General features: G+C 73.7%; 20 protein-coding genes and 1 riboswitch. Of the genes, 10 read left to right on the forward strand and 10 right to left on the reverse strand.

Annotated features, from left to right (window positions below):
• Nucleotides 1–90: 90 nt before the first annotated feature.
• A complete protein-coding gene (locus ABIH81_RS26465) occupies nucleotides 91–1,308 on the forward strand; it encodes an AarF/UbiB family protein (RefSeq protein WP_349877573.1) in 1,218 nt (405 codons plus the stop codon).
• Entirely contained in the window at nucleotides 1,305–2,504 is a 1,200-nt protein-coding gene (locus ABIH81_RS26470; protein WP_349877574.1) for a KR domain-containing protein, read from the forward strand. The genes ABIH81_RS26465 and ABIH81_RS26470 overlap by 4 nt, the downstream gene beginning before the upstream one ends.
• On the opposite strand, the gene ABIH81_RS26475 is transcribed toward ABIH81_RS26470, so the two are convergent.
• The 3 genes from ABIH81_RS26475 to ABIH81_RS26485 all read right to left on the reverse strand — a co-directional run bounded on the left by ABIH81_RS26475 (nucleotide 2,477) and on the right by ABIH81_RS26485 (nucleotide 4,769).
• Nucleotides 2,477–3,049 carry a copper resistance CopC family protein gene (locus tag ABIH81_RS26475; RefSeq protein WP_349877575.1) on the reverse strand — a complete coding sequence of 191 codons (573 nt, stop codon included), beginning with the start codon at nucleotides 3,047–3,049 and terminating at the stop codon, nucleotides 2,477–2,479. The genes ABIH81_RS26470 and ABIH81_RS26475 overlap by 28 nt on opposite strands.
• Complete coding sequence (locus ABIH81_RS26480) at nucleotides 3,046–3,615, reverse strand: hypothetical protein (protein ID WP_349877576.1); 570 nt, start codon at nucleotides 3,613–3,615, stop codon at nucleotides 3,046–3,048. The genes ABIH81_RS26475 and ABIH81_RS26480 overlap by 4 nt, the downstream gene beginning before the upstream one ends.
• 101 nt (nucleotides 3,616–3,716) lie before the next feature.
• Complete coding sequence (locus ABIH81_RS26485) at nucleotides 3,717–4,769, reverse strand: class I SAM-dependent methyltransferase (protein WP_349877577.1); 1,053 nt, start codon at nucleotides 4,767–4,769, stop codon at nucleotides 3,717–3,719.
• A 315-nt stretch (nucleotides 4,770–5,084) separates the two neighbouring features.
• Between ABIH81_RS26485 and abc-f the strand changes: the two genes are divergently transcribed.
• Complete coding sequence (abc-f, locus tag ABIH81_RS26490) at nucleotides 5,085–6,722, forward strand: ribosomal protection-like ABC-F family protein (protein ID WP_349877578.1); 1,638 nt, start codon at nucleotides 5,085–5,087, stop codon at nucleotides 6,720–6,722.
• 13 nt (nucleotides 6,723–6,735) lie between these two features.
• Here abc-f and ABIH81_RS26495 read toward each other — a convergent pair whose 3' ends face one another.
• Together ABIH81_RS26495 and ABIH81_RS26500 are read right to left on the reverse strand one after the other, a co-directional pair.
• Entirely contained in the window at nucleotides 6,736–7,698 is a 963-nt protein-coding gene (locus ABIH81_RS26495; protein ID WP_349877579.1) for a HAMP domain-containing sensor histidine kinase, read from the reverse strand.
• 62 nt (nucleotides 7,699–7,760) lie between these two features.
• A complete protein-coding gene (locus ABIH81_RS26500) occupies nucleotides 7,761–8,459 on the reverse strand; it encodes a response regulator transcription factor (protein WP_349877580.1) in 699 nt (232 codons plus the stop codon).
• A gap of 101 nt (nucleotides 8,460–8,560) precedes the next feature.
• Between ABIH81_RS26500 and ABIH81_RS26505 the strand changes: the two genes are divergently transcribed.
• On the forward strand, nucleotides 8,561–9,148 hold the full coding sequence (locus ABIH81_RS26505; RefSeq protein ID WP_349877581.1) for a DM13 domain-containing protein: 588 nt from the start codon (nucleotides 8,561–8,563) through the stop codon (nucleotides 9,146–9,148).
• Nucleotides 9,149–9,174: 26 nt separating this feature from the next.
• On the opposite strand, the gene ABIH81_RS26510 is transcribed toward ABIH81_RS26505, so the two are convergent.
• Nucleotides 9,175–9,990 carry a PrsW family glutamic-type intramembrane protease gene (locus ABIH81_RS26510; RefSeq protein ID WP_349877582.1) on the reverse strand — a complete coding sequence of 272 codons (816 nt, stop codon included), beginning with the start codon at nucleotides 9,988–9,990 and terminating at the stop codon, nucleotides 9,175–9,177.
• A gap of 120 nt (nucleotides 9,991–10,110) precedes the next feature.
• Nucleotides 10,111–10,326, forward strand: a riboswitch (cobalamin riboswitch).
• Nucleotides 10,327–10,503: 177 nt separating this feature from the next.
• On the opposite strand from ABIH81_RS26510, the gene ABIH81_RS26515 reads away from it, so the two are divergent.
• Both ABIH81_RS26515 and ABIH81_RS26520 read left to right on the forward strand, forming a co-directional pair.
• Nucleotides 10,504–12,837, forward strand: coding sequence for a ribonucleoside-diphosphate reductase subunit alpha (locus ABIH81_RS26515; RefSeq protein WP_349881206.1), 2,334 nt, complete (start codon nucleotides 10,504–10,506; stop codon nucleotides 12,835–12,837).
• Nucleotides 12,828–13,856 (forward strand): ribonucleotide-diphosphate reductase subunit beta, encoded by a 1,029-nt coding sequence (locus tag ABIH81_RS26520; protein WP_349877583.1) that lies wholly within the window; start codon nucleotides 12,828–12,830, stop codon nucleotides 13,854–13,856. Before ABIH81_RS26515 ends, ABIH81_RS26520 begins: the two co-directional genes overlap by 10 nt.
• A 112-nt stretch (nucleotides 13,857–13,968) precedes the next feature.
• Here ABIH81_RS26520 and ABIH81_RS26525 read toward each other — a convergent pair whose 3' ends face one another.
• On the reverse strand, nucleotides 13,969–15,003 hold the full coding sequence (locus ABIH81_RS26525) for a hypothetical protein (protein WP_349877584.1): 1,035 nt from the start codon (nucleotides 15,001–15,003) through the stop codon (nucleotides 13,969–13,971).
• A 400-nt stretch (nucleotides 15,004–15,403) separates the two neighbouring features.
• Between ABIH81_RS26525 and ABIH81_RS26530 the strand changes: the two genes are divergently transcribed.
• Nucleotides 15,404–16,294, forward strand: coding sequence for an SGNH/GDSL hydrolase family protein (locus ABIH81_RS26530; RefSeq protein ID WP_349877585.1), 891 nt, complete (start codon nucleotides 15,404–15,406; stop codon nucleotides 16,292–16,294).
• Between the two features lie 62 nt (nucleotides 16,295–16,356).
• Here the strand turns inward: ABIH81_RS26530 and ABIH81_RS26535 are convergent, their stop codons facing one another.
• A complete protein-coding gene (locus ABIH81_RS26535; protein WP_349877586.1) occupies nucleotides 16,357–17,616 on the reverse strand; it encodes a glycoside hydrolase domain-containing protein in 1,260 nt (419 codons plus the stop codon).
• A gap of 210 nt (nucleotides 17,617–17,826) precedes the next feature.
• Here ABIH81_RS26535 and ABIH81_RS26540 point away from each other — a divergent pair, with 210 nt between their 5' ends.
• Both ABIH81_RS26540 and ABIH81_RS26545 read left to right on the forward strand, forming a co-directional pair.
• The gene (locus ABIH81_RS26540; protein WP_349877587.1) at nucleotides 17,827–17,979 is read left to right on the forward strand and encodes a hypothetical protein; all 153 of its coding nucleotides are present in this window, start codon (nucleotides 17,827–17,829) and stop codon (nucleotides 17,977–17,979) included.
• Nucleotides 17,979–18,944, forward strand: a complete 966-nt coding sequence (locus ABIH81_RS26545; RefSeq protein WP_349877588.1) for an N-acetylmuramoyl-L-alanine amidase — start codon at nucleotides 17,979–17,981, stop codon at nucleotides 18,942–18,944. Before ABIH81_RS26540 ends, ABIH81_RS26545 begins: the two co-directional genes overlap by 1 nt.
• 57 nt (nucleotides 18,945–19,001) lie before the next feature.
• On the opposite strand, the gene ABIH81_RS26550 is transcribed toward ABIH81_RS26545, so the two are convergent.
• Nucleotides 19,002–19,904 carry a redoxin gene (locus tag ABIH81_RS26550; protein WP_349877589.1) on the reverse strand — a complete coding sequence of 301 codons (903 nt, stop codon included), beginning with the start codon at nucleotides 19,902–19,904 and terminating at the stop codon, nucleotides 19,002–19,004.
• Nucleotides 19,904–20,596: a DUF1223 domain-containing protein gene (locus ABIH81_RS26555; protein ID WP_349877590.1), complete on the reverse strand. Its 693-nt coding sequence runs from the start codon at nucleotides 20,594–20,596 to the stop codon at nucleotides 19,904–19,906. Before ABIH81_RS26555 ends, ABIH81_RS26550 begins: the two co-directional genes overlap by 1 nt.
• Nucleotides 20,597–20,768: 172 nt before the next feature.
• Between ABIH81_RS26555 and ABIH81_RS26560 the strand changes: the two genes are divergently transcribed.
• Nucleotides 20,769–22,994 (forward strand): hypothetical protein, encoded by a 2,226-nt coding sequence (locus ABIH81_RS26560; RefSeq protein ID WP_349877591.1) that lies wholly within the window; start codon nucleotides 20,769–20,771, stop codon nucleotides 22,992–22,994.
• The last annotated feature ends 9 nt before the right edge of the window (nucleotides 22,995–23,003 follow it).

Raw genomic sequence — 23,003 nt, forward strand, 5'->3', positions numbered from 1 at the left:
CCCTCCCTAAGCTGTCAGTACATGTAGCGATCGGGGGCTCCGATGGTGGCTTACACGCCCACGTCCGTACCGCGCTCGTCCCTACCGCAGATGTCCGGCCGCGCCGCGGCCTGGGCGGCGATCACGGTCCGGCACCTCACCGTCGCGGTCGGCCGGCGGCTCACCCGGCGGGCCTCGCCCACGTCCGCCGTGGTGACGACACTGCTCACCCGGCTGGGCCCGACCTTCGTCAAGGGCGGCCAGATCCTGGGCACACGTCGCGATCTGCTACCCGGGCGGTGGTGCGACCAGCTCGCCCGGCTCAACGACCGGGTTCCGGCGATGTCCGCCCGGGAGGCGCGTGCGGTGCTCGACGAGGCCTATCCGGACGGGACACCGTTCGTGCGGATCGGCACCGAGCCGGTGGCCAGCGGCAGCATCGCCTCGGTCTACCGGGCCTGGCTGCACGACGGCACGCCGGTGGCGGTCAAGGTGCGGCGCGGCGGCATCGGCCCGCAGATGCGCCGCGATCTCGACCTGCTCAGTGCCGGCGCCGGGCTGCTCGAGCGCCTGCCCGGCCTGCGCAAGGTGCCGATGCGCCGCATGCTGGGCCACGTCTCCACCGCCGTGCTGCGGCAGCTCGACTTCGCGCAGGAGGCGACGGCGCTGCTGCAGTTGCGGCAGAACCTCGCCGACGTCGCGTCGTTCCGGATCCCGGCGCCACTGCCGGCGCTCTGCCGCGACGGCGTCCTGGTCATGGAGTGGATCCCGGACCTACGGCAGTTCAAGCCCGGCGACCTCAACCGCGAGCAGCGCCGCCAGATCGTCCGGCGCGTACTGCACGGCGTGTACCGGATGCTGTTCGTCGACGGGCTGGTGCACTGCGACATGCACCCCGGCAACCTCTACCTGCGGGTGGAGGAGGTGGTGCTGCTCGACGCGGGCTTCGTGGTCCGGCTCGAGCCGCACGTACGGCGGCTGTTCGCCGAGTTCTTCCTGTCCATGTCCATGGGTCGCGGTCAGCAGGCCGCCGAGGTCATCCTGCGCAGCGCCGAACACGTACCGCCGGGGTGTGACGTGCAGGCGTTCCAGGCCGGCGTGCGGGATCTCGTGGTGCGCAACCACCGCCGCACCGCCGGGCAGTTCCGGCTCGCGCCGTTCGCCGCGGAGCTGTTCAACCTGCAGCGGCGGTTCGGCATCACGGCGGCGCCGGAGTTCGTCTTCCCGCTGATGTCGCTGCTCGTCCTCGAAGGCATGATCAACGACTTCGACGTGGATGTGGACTTCCAGGCCGAGGCCATCCCCACTCTGCTCGCGACCCTGCGATGAGGGCCACGCTCGACATCCGCACGACCCGGGAACGCGAGATCGCGCCGCCCGGCGACGCGCGGGCGTACCGGTGGACGCTTGTCGGCCCGCAGCGGCACCCGCTCGCCGCGGCGCTGCGGGCGGCGAGCCGCGACGATGCGCCGGAGGCGGTCGCCGTGCTGCTCGGGCGCACGTTCCACCAGGTCGACAACCGTCGCCTGCTACAGGCGATCAGGGCGGCCGTGGCACGGGGCAGCCGGCTCGCGGTCGTGCACCTGGGCGCGGGCGGCGGCAGCCTGGCTCGCGCCGCCGCCGTGGAGCATCCCGGCCTGTCCTGCGTGGTGGCGGAGCTGACCGAGGGCCCCACACCGGCCGCGGTGCGCGCCGCCACCCGCCTGGTCGCGGCCGCCACCCCGGTCGCCGGCGAGGTGCGGGTGGACCGGGACGGCCGGCTCAGCACCACCGACTGGCAGCCGGCCCACCTGCCCGCGGCGGCCGGCACCGCCGGTTCCGCCGGAGCCGTGCTGGTCACCGGCGGGCTGGGCGGGCTCGGCCTGCGGGTCGCCGCCGTCCTGGCCTGCCGCCACGGCCTGCACCCGATCCTGGCCGACACGGCCACGCCCGAGCGGCTCGGCACCGCGGGCCGCCGGCATCTCGACCGCATGGCGGGGACCACGGGGGTGACGGTGCTCCGGGCCGACGTCACCGACGGCGCCGCACTGCGCCGGGCACTCGCGGGCACCGGACGCGGGCCGCTGGCCGGCGTCGTGCACTGCGCCGGGCTGCTGCGTGGCGGCCCGGTCACGGCCGGCACGGCGGCCGGGCTGACCGCCGTCCAGGCGGCGAAGGTGGACGGTCTGCGGCACGCGCTGGATGCCGTGGACCGGCACGCGCTACGCCGGGTACTCGTCTTCGGCTCCGTCACGGCCGAGCGGCCGCACCGCAGCCTCGGCGCGTACGCCCTGGCCAACGAGCTGCTGCGGCGCTGCGCCGGACGCCTCGCGGCCGGCCTGCCGGGGGCGGTGACGCTGGTGGCGGAATGGTCGATCTGGAGCGGCGCCGGCATGGCGCACGGAACACCCGGCGCGGTGGCGGCGGCCCGGCGGCTCAACCTTCCGCCGGTGCCGCTCGGGCCGGGAATGGCCGCCGTGGACGCGTTGTGGCGTCTGCCCGCCGCGCCCGGCCGGGCTCAGCGCCTGCTCATCTCCGGTTGCTGAGCCGCGGCGGGCGGCGGCTCGACGCCCCGCCGTGGCCGCAGGACGAGCATCGCGACGGCCACGAACACCACGACGGCGTTGACCAGGAGCAGCACCGCGCTCAGCGGGTCGATCCCGTGCTCGTGCAGCGGGGCGGCCGCCTCGCCGCCCTGATCCGACGACCGTGCCGGCCGCACCCCGGTGCCGACGCTGAACCACAGCGTGCCGATCTTCTCACCACCGTCGGCGAGCACCACGTGGTAGGTGACGCTGACATCGCCGCGCTCGGCGCTCCGTACCGTCTGCACCAGGGACCGGTCCCCGCTCGGCCGCGGCTCGCCGACGGCCAGCGACCGTCCGGCGGCGTCCCGCACCGCCACGTGCGAGGCGGCAGCCACCGGCCGCCCGGTGAAGACCAGCTCGACCGCCGACGGCGCCGACGCCAGGACGGCGCCGTCGGTGGGGACGCTGCTCGCCACGCCGGAGCCGGCCCACGCGGCTCCGGTCCATCCGAACAGCACCACGAGGCCCACGACGACGGCGGACGCCCACCGGGCGCGGGTCACACACCACCCCGCGTCACGGCCAGCACCGGCGCCACCCGGCGGCCCGCACAGGTGCACATCATGGCCTGCTCCTCGGCGGCGGAGGGCCGCAGGTGCCGGTACATGGCGATGACCATCGGGATGAAGACGACGGAGTTGTAGAACAGGTGCAGCTCGACGCGCGGATAGACCACCTGGAGCAGGCTCGTGGGCACCGCGCTGCCGAACAGGAAGTGCCCGGTCTGCGCCTGGATCAGCAGCAGCAGGTGCTCGATGTGATGCCAGAACTGGAGGGCCAGGGCGATCGTCCACCAGGTGCGCGACTGCCCGGCGAACCCCGGGCGCAGGAGGAAGAGACCGACGAGCATGAGCAGCGCGTACCCGTAGTGCATGACCTCGGACGTCACCAGCCACGGATAGAGCTCCCCCAGGACACCCCGCGCCTGCGGACGGGGCCAGCCGAGCACCCAGATCTGGTACGCCTGGACCAGATGCTCCGCCCAGTGCGCGAGCACGACGACCATGAAGCCCGACAGTGCCATGCGGTGATGACGACCGTTGAGCGCGCCGATGAACCCGTTCGACATGCGGTATCCCCCTCGCCCGCGATCACGGAAAGTACACGGATCGACGCTAGACGTCATGGCGCGAGGGCCTCTTCTCCCAGATTGCTCATCCGGCTCGGGGGTCATCGCCGGGTGGCGAGGGCGAGAAATCGGTGCGGCAGGTCGTCGTAGCCGGTGAGGTGCCATCCGGTGCGGTGGGCGGCGAGGCGTAAGGGCGTCTCGGCGAGGGGGTCGCCGGGGTGCGCGCCCCGGCCGCCACCGGCGGCGAGGTCGTCGCGGCCGGACGGGTGGAAGAGGACGAGGCGGCCGCCGGGGCGGGTGACGCGGGCGAGTTCGCGCAGTCCGGCGTCGACGTCGGGCAGGTGCATGAGCAGGCCGGCGGCGAAGACGGCGTCGACGGCGCGGCCGGGCAGGGGGAGGCGGCGGACGTCGGCCAGGGCGAGCGCGGCGTCGGCGGCGCGGGCCCGGGGCCGGGCGATGTCGATCATGGCGGGGGTCAGGTCGACGCCGAGGACGGTGCCGGTGGGTCCGACGGCGTCGCGCAGGGCCGGTAACGCACGGCCGGTGCCGCAGCCGACGTCGATGGCGCTGGCTCCGGCGGGAATGGCGGCCTCGGTGACGGCGGCGGCGTACGCGGCCAGGTCGTCGCCGGACCCGGTGTCCCAGGCGGCGGCGCGGGCGGCGAAGAGCGCCTGCGTCTCGGTGCGGTACCAGGCGTCGGTGTGGGCGAACCAGGCGCCGACGTGACGGATGACCGGCCACGCGGGGTCGTGCAGGTCGACCACGATGTCGGCGGAACCGCTCCGGTCGCGGTGCCCGCGCACCTGGGAGGCGCCCCGCACCCAGATCGTCAGGTGCCAGTGACCGGTGGGCAGGTGAGCCCGCCAGGCAGGGCCGGCGGCGATGACGACCGAGCCCGGGGTGAGTCCGCCACGGAGGTCGGCGGGGCCGGCGCAGATCGCCCTGGTCAGCCGGATACGAGGGCGGCCCGCGTCGAGCAGGGCGGCGGCCAGGCGGTCGGCCAGCAGGGCGGCTTCGTCCCCGTGGCCGTCGACGAGGACGTACGCGGTGCCGGCCGGAATCGCTGTCGTCACGTGACTGAGCACTGTGGCCCACCGGTCGCGCTGCGGGGCGGTCAACGTGCGCCACGGTGCCGCAGACTGCTGCGCATTCATGAGTATCTATGATGCAGGTTCGGTCGACCCGCGGCCAGGCACGCGGTCGGTCATGTCCTCCTCGCGCGGACGGCGGTCCGGCACGCCCGCACGCGGCAGCGGCCGGTGCTACCGTGGACCCCGGACGTGGACGTCCGAGCGCGAAGATCACACAGGGAGACCAGACATGGCGGGTGACGACGACATCTCCGGGTAAGACCCGGACATGTGAACGACCGCAGGCGAGCGCCGTGGTCGTTTCGTCGTACCCCGAGACCGTGTCCCCCGCCGGGCGGCTGAGGTCCGCCCGCCCTCACCTTCGAGGTCGTCCTTCCGATGTCCGATTCCTTCGTCGTCTGCTCGAACCTGACCTTCTCCTGGCCGGACGACACCCCGGTCTTCCGGAACCTCTCCTTCACCCTCGGTGGCGGCCGGACCGGACTGGTCGCGCCGAACGGCGCCGGCAAGAGCACGCTGCTCAAGCTGATCGCCGGCGAGTACCGGCCGGCCGCCGGGTCGGTGACCGTCGACGGCGTGCTGGGCTACCTCCCGCAGAGCCTGCCGCTGGCCGCCGACCTGACAGTGGCCGAGGTCCTGGAGATCGCCCCGCTGATCGCGGCGCTGCACGCCATCGAGGCCGGTGACGCCGACGAGAAGCACTTCACCACCATCGGCAGCGACTGGGACATCGAGGAGCGCACGCGCGCGCAACTCGACCGGCTCGGCCTCGGCGACCTCGCCTTCGACCGGCGCCTGGGCACGCTCAGCGGTGGTCAGGTGGTCTCCCTCGGCCTGGCGGCGCAGCTGCTCAAGCAGCCCGACGTGCTGCTGCTGGACGAGCCCACGAACAACCTCGACCTCGGCGCCCGGCGCCGCCTCTACGACGTGCTGGAGCAGTGGCACGGATGCCTGCTGCTGGTCAGCCACGACCGGGCGCTGCTGGACCGGATGGACCGCATCGCCGAACTCGACCGGGGCGAGATGCGCTTGCACGGCGGCAACTTCACCTCGTACGAGGCGGCCGTGCGGGCCGCGCAGGAGGTGGCGGAGAAGAACGTCCGCAGCGCCGAACAGGAGCTCAAGCGGGAGAAGCGGGAGTTGCAGGAGGCCCGTGAGCGGGCGGCCCGGCGGGCCGGCAACGCGTCCCGCAACCTGAAGAGCGCGGGTCTGGCGAGGATCGTCGCCGGCGGCTTGAAGCGGGACGCACAGGTGGCAGCGGGCAAGGCGAACGAGATGCACTCCGGGCGGGTCGACGACGCCCGGGCGCGCCTCGACGAGGCCGAGCGGGCGCTGCGCAACGAGAAGAAGATCACGGTGGAGCTGCCCGCCACCACCGTCCCGGCCGGACGCACGCTGCTGACCGCCGAACGGGTCCGGGTGCGGCACGGCGAGCGGTCCCTGTTCGCCGCCGGCGGTGTCGACCTGACGATCCGGGGTCCGGAGCGGATCGCCCTGCTCGGCGCCAACGGCGCGGGCAAGTCGACGCTGCTGCGCCTGATCGACGGCGACCTGGAGCCCGAGAGCGGCCGGATCACCCGCGCCGACGGCCGGATCGCGTACCTGTCGCAGCGGCTGGACCTGCTGGACCTGGACCGTACGGTGGCGGAGAACCTCGCCGCGTTCGCACCGCAGGCCCCTGACGCGCAGCGGATGAATCTGCTCGCCCGCTTCCTGTTCCGCGGCCCGCGCGCGCATCTCCCGGTCGGGGTGCTCTCCGGCGGTGAGCGGCTGCGCGCCACGCTCGCCTGCGTGCTCGGCGCCGAACCGGCCCCGCAACTCCTGCTGCTCGACGAGCCGACGAACAACCTCGACCTGGTCAGCGTCGGTCAGTTGGAGAGCGCGCTCAACGCCTACCGGGGCGCACTGCTGGTGGTCAGCCACGACGAGCGGTTCCTCGCCGCGATCAACGTCGGCCGCTGGCTGCGCCTGGCGGAGGGACGCCTGGTGGAGACCGGTCCCCCGGACGCCGGCTGAGCGACCCGTCCGGTCAGACCGCGGGCAGGCGGACGACGAACCGGCACCCGCCGGTCACGTTGTGCGCGTGCACCCGCCCGCCGTGCGCCTCGACCAGTCCGCGCACGATCGCCAGGCCCAGACCGCCCCCGGCCGGCGCCGCCTCGTCGGCGCCGGCCGGTGCGGGGGTACGGGCCCGGGTGCCCCGGAACGCCACGTCGAACACCCGGGGCAGGTCCGCTTCGGGAATGCCGCCGCAGGTGTCGGAGACGGCGAGCCACGCGTCGTCGTCGTCCCGGCCGGCGTCGATGCGCACGGTGCCGTCCGGTGGCGTGTACCGCACCGAGTTGACCAGCAGGTTCGTCACGACGCGGGCGAGTTCGGCCTCGGCGGCACGCACGGTCGGCCAGCCGGTCTCCGGGGCGAGCACCCGGACCCGCCGGTCGGCGGCCAGCGGCGCGGTGGCGGCGATCGCGTCGGAGACCACGTCGCCGAGCGGGACCGGGGACATTGCGGGCCGCAGCGCTCCGGCCGTGATCCGGGACAGCTCGAACAGGTCGTCGACCAGGCGCGTCATCCGGTCCGTCTCGACCCGGATCCGGCGGTGGTACTCGGCCACCGCCGCCGGCTCGTCGACCACCCGGTCCTCCAGCGCCTCCGCCATCGCCCGCAGCCCGGCCAGCGGCGTACGCAGGTCGTGCGAGACCCACGCGACGAGCTCGCGGCGGCCGGCCTCCAGTTGCCGTTCCCGCTGCCGGGCCTGGTCGGCCCACACCGCCGCCTGCGCCAGCCGGCGGGCGAACGCCACCCCGACGGCCAGGCTGACCGCCGCGGACGCCGCGACCGTGACGAGGACGACCTGGAGGTCGTGCGCGGACAGGAACATGGCCTGGGCGACGGCCGTGACGCCCGCCGTCACCGAGGCGATCGTGACCGCGAGCAGCACCGCGATGTGCGCGAGGATCGACCGGTGGCGCACCAGCCGCAGCGCGCCCACGCCGAGCGCGCCGACGACCGCGCCGGCGAGGAGCGCGTAGAGCCCGATGACCAGCAGCTCGTTCACCGGGACGCGTCCTGTGGCTCGTACCGGTAACCGACGCCCCACACGGTGACGATGCGGCGGGGCTGCGCCGGGTGGTCCTCGATCTTCTCCCGTAGCCGCCGGACGTGGACGGTGACCGTGGACTGGTCGCCGAACCGCCAGCCCCACACGCGGTCCAGCAACTCGGCCCGCGACCAGGCGCGTCCCGGATTCGCCAGCAGGAACGCGAGCAGGTCGAACTCCCGTACGGTCAGCGACAGCGACCGGCCGCCGCGATCGGCGACCCGCCGGCCGGTGTCCGCGGTGAGATCCCCGTCGCGCAGCACCCCGGTCGGTCCCCGGTCCTGCGGGGCCGCGCGCCGGAGCACCGACCTGATGCGCAGCACGAGTTCGCGCGGCGAGAACGGCTTGGTCACGTAGTCGTCCGCGCCGACCTCCAGCCCGGCGACCCGGTCGGCCTCGTCCCCGAGCGCGGTGAGCATGACCACCGGCAGGCCGGGCAGCCGGCGACGCAGCCGCCGGCACACCTCGATGCCGTCGAGACCCGGCATCATCAGGTCGAGGACCACCAGGTCGGGCGGCTCCTCCTCGGCCGCAGCGAGCGCGTCCGGCCCGTCGAAGGACAGCCGGACCCGGCAGCCGTCCTGTTCCAGGTAGCGCCGGACGACGTCGCTCACCGTCCGGTCGTCGTCGACGACGAGCACATAGCGCCCCATGGGCCAGACGCTACCCATCGGCGGCCCGGTGCGGCGGCCCGCGGTCGAGCCGTAAGCGGACGGAAAGATCTTTCCGCCGGGTCCGCGCCTACCGTGACGGCATGGGCAGAAGACGTGTGGTGTTGTCGGTGCTCGCCGTCGTGGCCGTCACCGGCCTCGGGGTGAGCCTGTACCTGTTCCAGCCGTGGCGGCTGGTGACCGACCGCGAGGTACGCGAGGCCCTGCCCACGGTGGCGGAGCCGCTGCCGGCCGGCACGACCGGCCCGCCGTCGACCGGCACGAGCGGACCGCCGTCGACCGGCGCGGCGCCCGCCGACGTGGTCCTCGCCGCCGGTGACTTCGTCACCCACGAGCACGACACGTCCGGCCGGGCGCAGCTGGTCCGCCTCGCCGACGGGCGCCGTCAGCTTCTCCTGCGGGGACTGGACACCTCGGACGGACCCGACCTGCGGGTCTGGCTCACCGACCGGAAGGTGCTGCCCGGCCGTGCCGGCTGGCAGGTGTTCGACGACGGCCGCTGGGTCGAGCTGGGCCGGCTCAAGGGCAACATCGGCGACCAGGCGTACGACATCCCGGCGTCGGTGGACCTGGACGGTTTGCGCAGCGTGTCGATCTGGTGCAAGCGGTTCGCGGTCTCGTTCGGCGCCGCCCCGCTGGCCGCGGCGGGGACGGGATCGGCGCCGGCCTGATGACCGTGCGCGCCCGGGGGTCCGGCTCAGCCGGGATGCGCCGCCGGCTCCCGGGGCGCCGGCGCGGCCGGCGTCCCGGACGCGGCCGGCCGCTCGCGGTCCAGGTACAGGCGCAGCAGCACCCAGCCCAGTGACACGCCGCCGATGAACACGTACGCGGGCTGGGTGCCGAACGTGTCCCAGCAGGTGTGCAGCGTGACGGCGGCGGCGAAGGTGAGCAGGAAGGCCGCCAGTTTCCGGCCGCCGGGCGCGGCGGCGAACGTGAACAACGCGGCGGCCGTCAGCCCCGTCCAGGCCAGGTGCGCGGCGGGCGCGGTGAGGCCGCGTACCAGCAGCGTCTGCTCGACCGCGCCGAGGTTGCCCTGCGACCCGACGAACGCGGCGAACGCGTAGCCCATGGTCTCCAGCGCGGCGAACCCGGCGCCGGAGGCCACGCCGATCACCAGCCCCTGCGCCGGGGACGGGTGCCGCCGCCACAGCATCAGGATGCCGGCCGGCACGATCAGCTTGGCGGTCTCCTCGGCCAGGCCGACGAGCGCCATCGGCAGGAAGCCGAGGCGGTGCAGCGTGCCGTACTCCAGCCAGCCGGCGGCGACGACACCGATCACGCCGCCGAGGAGCGCGGCGACGCCGACGACGGAGCCGGGGACCGGGCGGCGGGCCGGCCGGCCCTGGGCGAAGGCCAGGAACGTGGCGGGCGCGACGGACGCGCCGAGCACGATCAGCGCCGGTACGAACGTGACGGTCCCGGTGCCGGCGAGTGTCTCCAGCACCAGCAGGTGGAGCCCGACGCCGACGAGCAGGACCGCCACCCACGCCCAGCGGCGCCCGGTTTTCCCCATACGCCGAGTATCGCGCCCGCCGCGTCGCGCCGGAATCGGGGGTAGGCACTGTGGACGGTGAGATCAATCCGACACGCCGACACGACATCTGGTGTTGCCAGGAAGCCCTCACCGCCATATATGGTGTTCCTCGCAGCTGGTTCGGCCGGGCCGTCACTGGTCCGTCCGAGGCAAGAGGGAACCCGGTGGAAGTCCGGGACTGCCCCGCAGCGGTGAGTGGGAACGACAGCCGTCAACAGCACTGGGCCACCGGCCTGGGAAGCGACGGCCAGTAGGCGACCGGCGACCCGGTCGGGCCCGCGAGTCCGAAGACCTGCCAGCGCGCCGTGCGCCTCCGCGCACGGCGGCCGGAGGTCGCGCGGGACGACCGACGCCAGCAGCCGGGCCGGCCGTGCGCCGCGCCCGTTGGCGTCTCCCGCCGTCTCCAGACGGTGACAGCGAGGAGAGGTCATGACTGTCGTACAGGAGAGTCCCCCGTCCGGGACCGGCGGGGCCGAGGCCCGCCGGCCGGCGATGCGGGTACGCAAGCGGGACGGCGACACCGAGCCGGTGGACGTCGGCAAGATCGTCCGGGCGGTCGAGCGCTGGGTCGCCGACCTGGACGAGGTGGACCCGCTGCGGGTGGCCACCAAGACGATAAGCGGGCTCTACGACGGGGCGACCACCGCCGAGCTGGACCGGTTGTCGATCCAGACCGCGGCGGAGCTGATCGGCGAGGAGCCGCAGTACTCGAAGCTGGCCGCGCGGCTGCTCGCCGCGTACGTGGACAAGGAGGTCCGCGGTCAGGGCGTGGCGAGCTTCAGCCAGTCGATCGCGTACGCCCACGGGCTGGGGCTGATCGGCGACGAGACGGCCGCGTTCGTGGCCCGGCACGCCCGCAAGCTCGACGACGCCGTGGACCCCGACGGCGACCTGCGGTTCGAGTACTTCGGACTGCGTACGGTGGCCGACCGCTACCTGCTGCGGCACCCGCGGACGCGGCTGGTGGTGGAGACGCCGCAGTACTGGCTGCTGCGGGTGGCCTGCGGGCTGTCCCGCACCCCGGGCGAGGCGATCGGGTTCTACCGGCTGATGTCCGCCCTGGCCTACCTGCCCAGCTCCCCCACGCTGTTCAACTCCGGCACCCGGCACACCCAGATGTCGTCGTGCTTCCTGGTCGACTCGCCGCGCGACGAGCTGGACTCGATCTACGAGCGGTACCACCAGGTGGCGAAGCTGTCCAAGTTCTCCGGCGGCATCGGCATCTCCTGGTCGCGGGTACGCGGCCGGGGCGCGCTGATCCGGGGCACCAACGGCCGGTCCAACGGCATCGTGCCGTTCCTCAAGACGCTCGACGCCGGGGTGGCCGCGGTCAACCAGGGCGGCCGGCGCAAGGGCGCGGCCTGCGTCTACCTGGAGCCGTGGCACCCGGACGTGGAGGAGTTCCTGGAGCTGCGGGACAACACCGGCGAGGAGTCGCGGCGGACGCACAACCTCAACCTGGCCAACTGGATCCCGGACGAGTTCATGCGCCGGGTCGAGGCCGACGGCGAGTGGTCGCTGGTCGACCCGTCGGACGCGCCGGAGCTGCCCGACCTGTACGGCGAGGCGTTCGACGCCGCGTACCGGGCGGCCGAGAAGAACGCGGTGCGCACGGTGAAGGCCCGGGATCTGTACGGGCGGATGATGCGCACGCTCGCGCAGACCGGCAACGGCTGGATGACGTTCAAGGACGCCGCGAACCGGCTGTCCAACCAGACCGGCGAGCCGGGCAACGTGATCCACCTGTCCAACCTGTGCACCGAAATCCTGGAGGTGAACGACGACGCCGAGACCGCTGTGTGCAACCTCGGCTCGGTGAACCTCGGCGCCCACGTCACCGCCGACGGCGTGGACTGGGAGCGGCTGCGCGCCACGGTACGCACGGCGGTGGTCTTCCTGGACCGGGTGATCGACATCAACTACTACCCGGCCGAGCAGGCGGCGGCGTCGAACCCGCGCTGGCGGCCGGTCGGGCTCGGGCTGATGGGGTTGCAGGACGCGTTCTTCACGCTGCGCCTGCCGTTCGACTCGGCGCAGGCCAGGGAGCTGTCCACCCGGGTGCAGGAGGAGATCCTGCTGACCGCGCTGGAGACCTCCGCCGGGCTGGCCGAGCAGTTCGGCCCGCATCCGGCGTACCCGCAGACCCGGGCCGCCAAGGGTGACCTGCACCCGGACCTGTGGGGCGCGGAGCCGGCGCAGGCGGAGCGGTGGGCGGCGCTGCGCGAGCGGATCGCCGCGCACGGGCTGCGCAACTCGCTGCTGGTGGCGATCGCGCCGACCGCCACCATCGCCTCCATCGCCGGCTGCTACGAGTGCGTCGAGCCGCAGGTGTCCAACCTGTTCAAGCGCGAGACCATGTCCGGGGAGTTCCTCCAGGTCAACACGTACCTGGTGCGGGAGCTGAAGGCGCGCGGGCTGTGGACGCCGCAGGTCCGCGACCGGATCAAGCGGGCCGAGGGCTCGGTGCAGGACATCACCGAGCTGCCCGCGCCGGTGCGGGAGCTGTTCCGCACCGCCTGGGAGCTGCCGCAACGGGCGCTGATCGACCTGGCCGCCGCGCGGGCGCCCTTCGTCGACCAGTCCCAGTCGCTGAACCTGTTCCTGAGCGCGCCGACCATCGGCAAGCTCTCCTCGATGTACCTGTACGCCTGGAAGGCCGGGCTGAAGACCACCTACTACCTGCGTTCCCGTCCCGCCACCCGCATCCAGCAGGCCACCGTCGCCCCGGTGCTCGCCCCGGTCTCCGGCGTGGTCTCCGCCGTGAGCGACGACGAGGCGCCGGCCTGTTCCCTGGAGAACCCCGAGAGCTGCGAGGCATGCCAGTGACCACCACCGCGCCGACCCGGCACATGCTGCTCGACCCCGGCATGGACCTGACCCTGCGGCCGATGCGCTACCCGCGCTTCTTCGACCGGTTCAAGGACGCCATCAAGAACACCTGGACGGTCGAGGAGGTGGACCTGCACGGAGACCTGGCCGACCTGGCGAGGCTGTCCCCGGCCGAACGGCACCTGGTGTCGCGGCTGGTGGCGTTCTTCGCCACCGGCGACACCATCGTCGCCAACAACCTGGTGCTCAACCTCTATCAGCACGTCAACTCCCCCGAGGGCCGGCTCTACCTGTCCCGGCAGCTGTTCGAGGAGGCGGTGCACGTCCAGTTCTACCTGAACCTGCTGGACACGTACGTGCCGGACGAGAAGGAGCGGTTCGCCGCGTTCGCCGCGGTGGAGAACATCCCGTCGATCGCCCGCAAGGCCGAGTTCTGCTTCCGGTGGATCGACTCGATCTTCGAACTGCGGGAACTGCGGAGCCGGGCGGACCGGCGGGCGTTCCTGCTCAACCTGATCTGCTTCGCCGCGTGCATCGAGGGCCTGTTCTTCTACGGCGCGTTCGCCTACGTCTACTTCCTGCGGTCCCGGGGCCTGCTCAACGGGCTGGCGTCCGGCACCAACTGGGTGTTCCGGGACGAGTCGATGCACATGGCGTTCGCCTTCGACGTGGTGGAGACCGTACGCGCCGAGGAGCCGGACCTGTTCGACGACGAGATGGAGAAGCAGGTCAGGGAGATGCTGGCCGAGGCGGTGGAGTGCGAGGTGAGCTTCGCCGCGGACCTGCTGGGGCAGGGCGTACCCGGGATGTCGCTCGCGGACATGCGTGAGTACCTCCAGCACGTGGCCGACCGGCGCCTGGCCGTGCTCGGCATCGCCCCGATGTACGGCAGCGGCAACCCGTTCGCGTTCATGGAGTTGCAGGACGTGCAGGAGCTGTCCAACTTCTTCGAGCGCCGGGTGTCGGCGTACCAGGTCGGGGTGACCGGCTCGGTCACCTTCGACGACGACTTCTGACCGCCGGCCCTGCGGATCTCCGCCCGCGAGCACGGCCGGCCGCTGCCCGCGGCCTGAGCCGCCGATCGCGGTGTGCGGGCCGGCCGGCCCGCACACCGCGATCGGGGTGCCGCTACTTGAGGAACCGGTCCAGCGCGGCCTCGATGGTGCCGCTGTCCGGGGACGCGTACGACTTCATCGTCACCTTGTTGTAGGAGATGAAGCTCGGGCACCGGGCCGCGGGCGCGGTCACCGTGCCGCCGTCGCCGACCTTCTCGCCGGTCTTGGCGGCGTGGAAGGTCAGGGTGTACCGGGAGGAGATGTAGTCGACCGTGACGACCTTGTCCTCGCTGTTCTTGTACTGGCACTTCTTCGGCGTGCCCTCGCTGCCCTCGACCATCTTGAGGCAGCCGATGACGGACACCGTGGCGAAGTCAGCCGACTTCGCGTAGTACGGCTTGGCCGAGCTGACCGTCTTCTGCGACCAGAAGGACGGCCGGTCCGGGGCGTTGGAGAAGACGTACGCCTTCGAGCCCGCCGGCGCGGTGTACGGCGCGGCGTTGAGGATCGCTCCCCCGTCGCAGACCGCCGACATCTCGCTGGCGTACCGCGCGGTCAGCGAGTTGTTGTTGGACCCGTCCGGCCCGCTCGACTCCGGCCCGCCCGCGCTGGGGGTCGCGGACGGACTGTTGTCCGGCCCGGGGGTGGCGCTGCCCGACGCCACCGGCTTCGGGTCCTCCTCGTCGCCGTTGAAGGCGACGTAGGCGAGGCCACCGCCGCAGCACAGCAGCGTCAGCGTGACCGCGCCGGCGGCGAGGCCGACGATGAGGCCCTTGCTCTTGCCGCCGCTCGGGGGCGGGGTGGGCGCGTACGGCGCCGGCTGCCCGGGGTAGCCCGGCTGGCCGGGGAACGGCGCCGCGGGCTGCGCGCCGTAGGGGGCACCCGACCCGGGCTGCGCGCCGTACGGCGCACCCGACGCGGGCTGCGCGCCGTAGGGGGCGCCCGACCCGGGCTGGGCGCCGTAGGGGGCGCCCGAGGCCGGCTGCGAGCCGTAGGGCGCGCCGGAGGCCGGCTGCGCGCCGTACGGGGCGTTCGGGTCGGGCTGGTTGCCCCACGCTCCGGCGTTCGGGTCCGGATAGCCTCCGTAGGGAGGGTGATTGTCACTCATCTGAGGTTCTTCCACCTGTCGTCCGTGGTTTCCGGCGATCAACCACTCCGCAGCGTAGTGACGCCTGCAAATTCACGATCGCCGACAGTCGATACGTTCTTCACCAGCCGTGCCGGGGTCACTCCGGTGCGTACGTGCCCGGATCCGGCATCCGCCCGCCTGCCAGGCGTGACGGGCCGGGGAACGTTGTGACGCAACGGATCGACCGCTCGGCGACCGACCTGTACCCGACATCGGTGACGCCGAAAAGTGTGACGTACGCGACACCTGCGGCCGTCGGGACGGACGGCGACGGACCACATCCTGGGCCGCCATTTAGTGAGGTTCATCGATATTGACGCATGTCACAGGCGCGGACAGAATCCCAGCACCACCACCAGGACCCCTCCGGGAGGGCCCCATGAACCGTCCCCGCCTGCCGCTCCTGCGGACCGCCGGCCGGATGACCGCGCTCGTCGCGGCCGCCGCCGGCGTGCTGCTCGCCGCCGCCGCACCCGCCGTCGCCGCCGCGCCCGCCGGGCGCTACGTCGCACTCGGCGACTCCTACACCTCCGCCCCGCTCGTCCCCACCCAGGTCGACCTGAACTGCCTGCGCTCCAACCGCAACTACCCGTCCCTGGTGGCGGCGTCCGCCGGGTCGGCGTCGTTCGCCGACGTGAGCTGCTCCGGAGCCACCACCGAGGACATCCTGTACGGCGGCGACGGAGCGCTGGGCATCGCGCTGCCGCCGCAGGTCAACGCCGTCACCTCGGCCACCGCGCTGGTGACCGTCCAGATCGGCGGCAACGACATCGGCTTCTCCGGCATCATCAGCGACTGCGCCGAGGCCAGCGTGAGCAGCCCGCTCGGGTCGCCCTGCAAGGACCGGTACACCGCGGGCGGCACCGACCAGTTGCGGGCCCGGATCGCCGCCACCGCGCCGAAGGTGACGGCGGTGCTGCGGGCGGTCCGCCAGGCCGCGCCGAACGCGCGCGTGGTGGTGCTCGGGTACCCGGCGATCCTGCCCGACAGCGGGTACGGCTGCTGGCCGGTGGTGCCGATCGCCTACCAGGACGTGCCGTACCTGCGCGGCGTCCAGAAGGCGCTCAACACGATGCTCGCCGACACCGCGGCGGCGGGCGGCGCGAGCTACGCCGACGTCTACACCCCGTCGATCGGCCGGGACGCGTGCAAGAGCAGCGGCACCCGCTGGGTGGAGGGGCTGATTCCGCAGAACGCCGCCGCGCCGTTCCACCCGAACGCCCGGGGTGAGCAGGGCATGGCCACCGCCCTGCTGGCGCACCTGAGCTGAGCCGGCCGCGGCGAGCCGGTCCCGCCGCGGCGGGACCGGCTCGCCGCCGGTAGGGCCGGGCTTCAGACCCGGGTGATGCGGACCGCGTCGGCGACCACGTAACCCGCGCCGGCGCTCCAGCGGCTCACCCCGACCTTGTCCCCGGTCCCGGCGGCGAGCGTGAACACGCCGAGCGAGACCCAGCGTCCGCCACCGGTGCGCTGGTCGACCGCCACCGTCCGGTTGCCGGTCGTGGTGGCCACCAGGTACGGGGTGCGGTCGTTGTAGCCGGGGTCGGCCGGGTACCACACCGAGACCTCGTAGGCGCCGGTCGCGGGCAGGGTCGTCCGGAACCAGGCCACGTCGCTGGCCGCCACCGGCGCGGCGAAGCGGTAGTCGGCGCCGTAGCGCTGCCCGGAGTACGCGGAGGTGCCCCAGGCCGCGCCGGCGGTGAACCCGCCCGCCGTGGCGTTGTCGACAGTCACGCTCCACGACGCGGGCGGCGTAGCGGCCCGTACGTCCAGGTAGTTGCGGTCGATCTTCATCGTCACGCCGCCCCACGTCTCGGTGACGTCCCCGGCGTACTGGTGCAGGCGCTGCTGGTCGGCGTAGCGGTCGTCGGCGCAGTACGTGCCCGCGTCGGTGTCCGCGACGCCGTTCCACCAGGCGATCCAGATCTGGTCCAGCCGCAGGTACCGGGTGTCGCGGTAGGCGTCGCAGACGTCCCTGATGCCGGACGAGCCGCTGGAGTACATGCCGGCGAGGTAGCCGAGCGCGTGCAGGCGCTCGACCCAGCCGGAGAGGAAGGAGAGCACCGCGGCCCGGCAGGCGGTGGTCGTCGGGTACTGCTCGATGTCGTTGTAGAGCGTGCTGCCGGCGCCGATCCCGAGGGCCTGCGCCGCCCCGGCCGCGCTGTCCGCCGCGGTCCTCCCCTGCCCGCGGGCGGTGGCCGGGTCGGCGGACATCTTCGGCGTACGGGTGCCGCACGGCGCCTGGTAGCCCAGCTCGATGGGGATGAGCCGCCAGCCCTTGCGGGTCTGGTCGGCGACCCAGGTCGCGGTCAGGTTGGGCTGGGCGCACGTCCGGCTGCCGCCGCTGATGTAGACGCCCACCGCGCGGTAGGGCGAAGCGGCCAGCCAGGCGTCCATCGCGGCCTGGGACGGCGCGGTGCACGTGTCGAAGCCCTTGCCGGTGAAGGTGCCGGGCTGCGGGCCGACCGCGGCGACGGCCGCCGGTGGCTCGGCGGCGGACTGCGGCCGGGCCGGAACGGCCGATGCCGTCGCCGGGACGGCCGCGGCCGCGACCACCGCGAGAAGCGTCAGGGCCGTGGCGATCGCTCTCATCGGCGCCCCTCCTGTGAAGGATTCCTCGCTCGACGGCGAGACTTGGGCAGGATTTCTACCACGCATCGACAGATGACGACAGATGGCGGTGGCGAAAGTTTTCACGACAGAAACGATCATTGAAGGGTATCGACAAGAGGCCCGGTGGCGGTATAGCGTGCCCGCACTCACATCCGTCGATCGATGGAGCGCCGTCACCCGAGGAGCGCCATGCCCACGTCACGATCCCCCCGTCTACGACGCCGAGGTCTGCTCGGCGTGCCCGCCCTGATGGCCGCCGCCGTCGCCGTGGCCGTCCGTCCCGGCCAGGCGCTCGCGGCGCCGAAGGCCGAGTGCCTCGCCGACCTGCTCCGGGAGCAGTGATGGCCACCATTCCCTGGCTGGTGGACGTGCTGCGGGCCGCCGGCGTGCAGGTGGTGGTCGAGGGCGACTGGCTCAACCGGATGCGCCCCGGCTCCTTCGACCCGATCGGGGTGCTCTGGCACCACACCGCCGCCACCTCCAGCGCCGGCAACCCGCACCCGGCGCTGAACATCTGCATCAACGGCCGTTCCGACCTGCCCGGCCCGCTCTGCCAGGCGCTCGTGGACTACCACGGCGTGTTCCACGTGATCTCCGCCGGCCGGTGCAACCACGCCGGCACCAGCGGCGGCAGCGGCCCGATCCCGGCCGGGGACGGGAACACGCTGATGATCGGGTGGGAGATCGACTACAACGGCGTCGACCAGCAGATGACCACCGCCCAGTACAACGCCAGCATCGCGGCGACCGCCGCCGTGCTCAAGCGGCTCGGCCGGGACTCCAGCTACGCCCGGGGGCACCGGGAGACCAGCACCACCGGCAAGATCGACCCGTCCTTCATCGACCTGAACACCATGCGCGCCGACGTGGCCGCCAAGATGGCCGGCGGCGGCACCGGCTGGACGTCGATCGTGGACAACGCCACCGCGGGCCGGTTCACCGCGAGCGCCAACTGGGGCACCTCGACGTACTCCGGGCAGCGCTACGGCGCCGACTACCGCTACGCGGACCCGGTCGCCGCGAGCGACGCGGCCTGGTACAAGTTCAACGTCCCGCGTACCGGCAACTACCGGGTCGAGGCGTGGTGGCCGGCGAACGCGGGCTACAACGCGGCCACGCCGTACATCGTCGCCACGACCACCGGCAACCGGACGGTCGTGGTCGACCAGCGGGCGACCGGCGGGCAGTGGCGCTCGCTCGGCACGTTCACGCTGCCGGCCGGGGACGCCAACCGCGTCGCGGTCAGCCGGTGGAGCTCCGCCGCCGGCCTGGTCATCGCCGACGCGGTCCGGCTGACCGAGGTCTGACCCCGGACGCACGGATGCGGCCGGGTGGGATGCCACCCGGCCGCATCCGGCCCGGAGTCAGGGACCGAACGTGAAGACGTACGCGCGGAAGCCGGGCCGCTCGGCGCGCAGGGTGAGCCGGTGCTCCCCCGGCGTCGCGCCGTCGACCAGCCGGATCATGGCCGCCCGGTCGACGAGGGCCCGGCCGTCCGGCCCCACGTCGGCGCCGCGCGCGTCCCCGGCCGGTTTCCCGTCCAGCAGCACCCGGATCCCGGCCGGTCCCTCCGGGCCCGGGTCGGCCACCAGGTTCACCTCACCGGCGGTGAACGGCAGGACCAGCTCGGCGCCGGCATCACCCGTCTCGACGTACTCGCCCTCGACCCGCCAGTCGCCGGTCAGCGCGTACGTGCCGGGCACCCCCCGGTCGGCGCCCAGGTAGGTCTCGGGAGTGATCCCGGCGTACGTGGGCTGCGGGCCGGTCACGAACGCGGTCACCTCCGGGGTGACCGGCGGCAGCGCGGTCGCGGGCGCGGCGGCCTCGACCAGCCGCCGGATCAGCGCCTCGGTCCGGTCGTAGTCGCCCTCGCCGACCCAGCGGTCGGCCAGCCGCCCGTCGGCGTCGAAGAGGTACCTGGCCGGCCAGGCGTCGTTGCGCAGGGCACGCCAGAACGTGTAGTCGTCGTCGATCGCGATCGGGTGGGTGAGCCCGTGGTCGCGGATCGCCCGGTCGATGTTCTCCGGCCGCCGGCCGAACGCGAACTCCGGCGCGTGCGCGCCGATCACCGTGAGCCCCAGGTCACGGTAGTCGCGGTGCCACGCCCGCACGTACGGGGCGGTGCGGATCCAGTTCACGCAGGTGTACTCCCAGACGTCCACCAGGACCACACGCCCGCGCAGCTCCTGCGGCGTCAGCGGCGCGGAGTTCACCCAGCGGCGGACGTCGATCGGCGGCAGCCGGGTCGCCACCGCGGCCCGGGTCATCACCGGCTCCCGTCGCCGAGGTCGACGGCGGTCGCACCGACCACCGCCCGGTCGCCCTGCTGCACGTATCCGACGACCGAGGCGCGGCGCGGGTCGGGCGACGCCGGCACGTCGATCTCCAACCGGCCCCGCTCGCCGTTCAGCTCGACGGAGCAGAACGCGCGCACCACCGTGTCCTGGCGCAACCGCCGCCCGGCGTTCTCGCCCCGGGGGACGTCGTTCTCCAGGCCACGCTCCACCACCGCCACGTTCAGCCGGGCCTGCTCGGGCAGCGCGCCGGTCTCGTAGTCGAGCACCACGTGCCCGGCGTCGGCCGCCACGACGGACAGCGTCACCGGCGTGCCGGGCGGCGCGGCCAGCGCGGCGTCGATCGCCGAGGTGGCCTGCCTGCGGTCCGACCCGACGAACTCGACGGTCCCGTTGACGATCATCTGTGGCGTGTAGAGCCCGCCGGAGCGCAGCGCCCGCGCGTACCGCTCCTGCCGAAGCGTGTGCGCCGCCGCGCCGTACGGGTCGGCCCAGCCCAGGTGGTCCCAGTAGTCGACGTGGAAGCCGAGCGTGTAGATCCGCTCCCCGCGCTCGCGCGCGTCCCGGTCGATCTCGGACAGCACCTCCTCGGCGGGCGGGCAGCCCTGGGAGGTGAACATCTCCACGACGGCGAAGCCGTCGCGCGGGGGCGATGCGCCGGTCATGCGGGCTCCCTTCCTCCGACGTACGCGGGCGGTTACCCGGACGGCGCGGCTTCGAACGGGCCGCCCGCCGGGCCGACGGGCGTTTGCCCCCCGCCCGGCCGGGTAGGACGCTGCGCCACCCGAGGGCGGGCCGGGCAGGCGGCGTGGGCGGCCGGAACGTCGCGGAGGGTCGATGACGGCTGGACCAGGGCGGGCACAGGCGCCGTCGGGCGAGGTGGTGGAGCTGCGGGTGCACGGCGTCTCCGCGGCCGGCGCCGCCGAGGTGCTGGGCCGGCCGCTGGTCCGGCAGGTCGCGGGCGACCGCAGCGCCGGCTTCTACCGTCCCCGCCCCGGACACGCCGACGAGCACGGGGCGAGCGGGGTGACGCTGGAGGCGTACCGGTGGAACGACCTGCCGTCCGGCACCGCGCTGCGTACCCTGTCGCTGCTGTTCCTGATGCCCTTCATGCTGCTCAACGTGGCCGTGTGGATGCGGCCCGGGGACACGGTCGGCGGCGCGGTGGTGCGGGCGCTGTGCCGGGTGCTCGGGTTGAGCCTGACCGCGCTGTACGTGCTCGCCGGCGCCGGGGTGGCGCTGGACCTGGTGGCCTGGCAGTGCCTGTCCGTCCCGGCCTGCATCTCCGACCGCGAGTGGCTGTCCTGGATGGGTGGGCGGCCGGTGGAACTGCGGCTCGTGGTGCTGGCGCTGGTCCCGGCCGCCGCGGTGGGCCTGGTCTGGTGGGGCGCCCGGCGGCCGGGACGCTCGTTCACCGCGTTCCGGGCCCCGGAGCGGGCGTCCGCCGGGCCCCCGCTGAGCACGATCGGCCAGTGGGACACCGAGCCGTTGATGGGCCGGCTGCGCTCGATCCACATCGCGGCGGCCTTCGCCACCCTCGACGGCTGTCTCCTCGCCGCCCGGGCCGCGCAGGGCGTCCCACCCGCGGTGGCGGCGCTGCTGGCGGTCACCGGCGCGGTCCTGCTCGCCTGCGTGGTCCTGGTCTGCGTTCCGCCGCTCGTCGACCGGGCACCCGCCGACCCGCGACGCGACCGGGTCGCCTGGCTGCTGCGCGCCACCGCGGTCGCGCTCACCGTCGTGGTGGCCGGGTACCTGCTGTTCGCCCCGGCCCGCTGGCGTCCCGGCGGGGGTCTGCCCGGCTACGGCTCGATCCTGACCTGGCTGGTGGTCACGCACGCGGTCCTGCTCGGTGGCCTGGGCGCCGTGCTGCTCTGGCACCGGCTGCGGGTACGCGGCAACCAGCCGCCGTACGGGCTCGGCGCGCTCGTGGTCGCGGCGGCGGCGGGCGGGCTCGCGGTCGCGTACTCCGCCGAGCTGGTCCAGCGCACCGCCGACCTGCTGGACCGGGGCATGTCCCCGGCGGACGACATACCGGGTCCGGCGCGCGCGTACACCTGGGCGATCTACGGCTTCTTCCGGGCGTTGCTGGTCACGCTGGCGGCCGCCGCCGTGGTGGCGCTGGTGTCCCGGCGCGGCCGGACCCGGGCCGCGCAGGCGATCGTCGAGCGCGACTTCCCGGCTCCGCCGGCCGAGGCGGCGTCCCGGCTGCGGCAGGTCCGGACGATGATCGTCCGGTCCCGGTTCACCGACCTGCTGGTGCCGTTGGCGGTGCTGTTCGCCGTCATGGCCGGGGCGGGCGCGGCGACCACCGCGATGGCGCTGGTCCATCCCGAGCCGGGCGTGGCCCTGGAGCGCCGCACGCACGTCCCGGCCGAGCTGGTCATGTTCGGCATCGAGGTGGGCGGGGTGGCGATCTCGGCGGCGGTGCTGGCCCTGGTCGTCGCCGGGATCTTCGCGTACCGCAGCCCCGGGTTCCGGCACCACGTCGGCGTGCTCTTCGACCTCGCCACGTTCTGGCCCCGGGCCGCGCACCCGTTCGCGCCGCCCTGTTACGCCGAGCGGGCCGTGCCGGAGCTGGCCCGGCGCATCACGTACCTGGTGCGCAGCGGCAACGGGGTGCTGCTCTCCGGCTACAGCCACGGCTCGGTGCTCGTCGCCGCCACCGTCCTGCAACTGCCGGCGGAGATCAGCGCGCGGGTCGCCCTGCTCACCTACAGCTCGCCGCTGCGCCGGCTCTACGCCCGGCTGTTCCCCGCCTACGTCGGCGACGACATGCTGCGCGGGATCGGCGGCCGGGTCGGCTGGCGGTGGCGCAACCTGTGGCGGGACACCGACGCGCTCGGCGGATGGATCTTCTCCCCGCACCGCGCGGACGAGCCGGCCCGCGTCGCCGGCCCGGAGGCGACTGTGGACCGCCGCCTCCGGGATCCGGAGAGCCTGGTGGCCCCGCCCTGGGACAGCGTCCCGCCGCCGATCAAGGGTCACCTCCCGTCCGAGGACGACCCGGCGTACGCCGAGACCGTGCGGGACCTGGCCGGCCGGCTGCGCGCCACCGGACCGTGACGCGGGCTG

The sequence above is a fragment of the Micromonospora sp. HUAS YX12 genome (genome assembly GCF_040215685.1).
Taxonomy (GTDB): Bacteria; Actinomycetota; Actinomycetes; order Mycobacteriales; family Micromonosporaceae; genus Micromonospora; species Micromonospora tulbaghiae.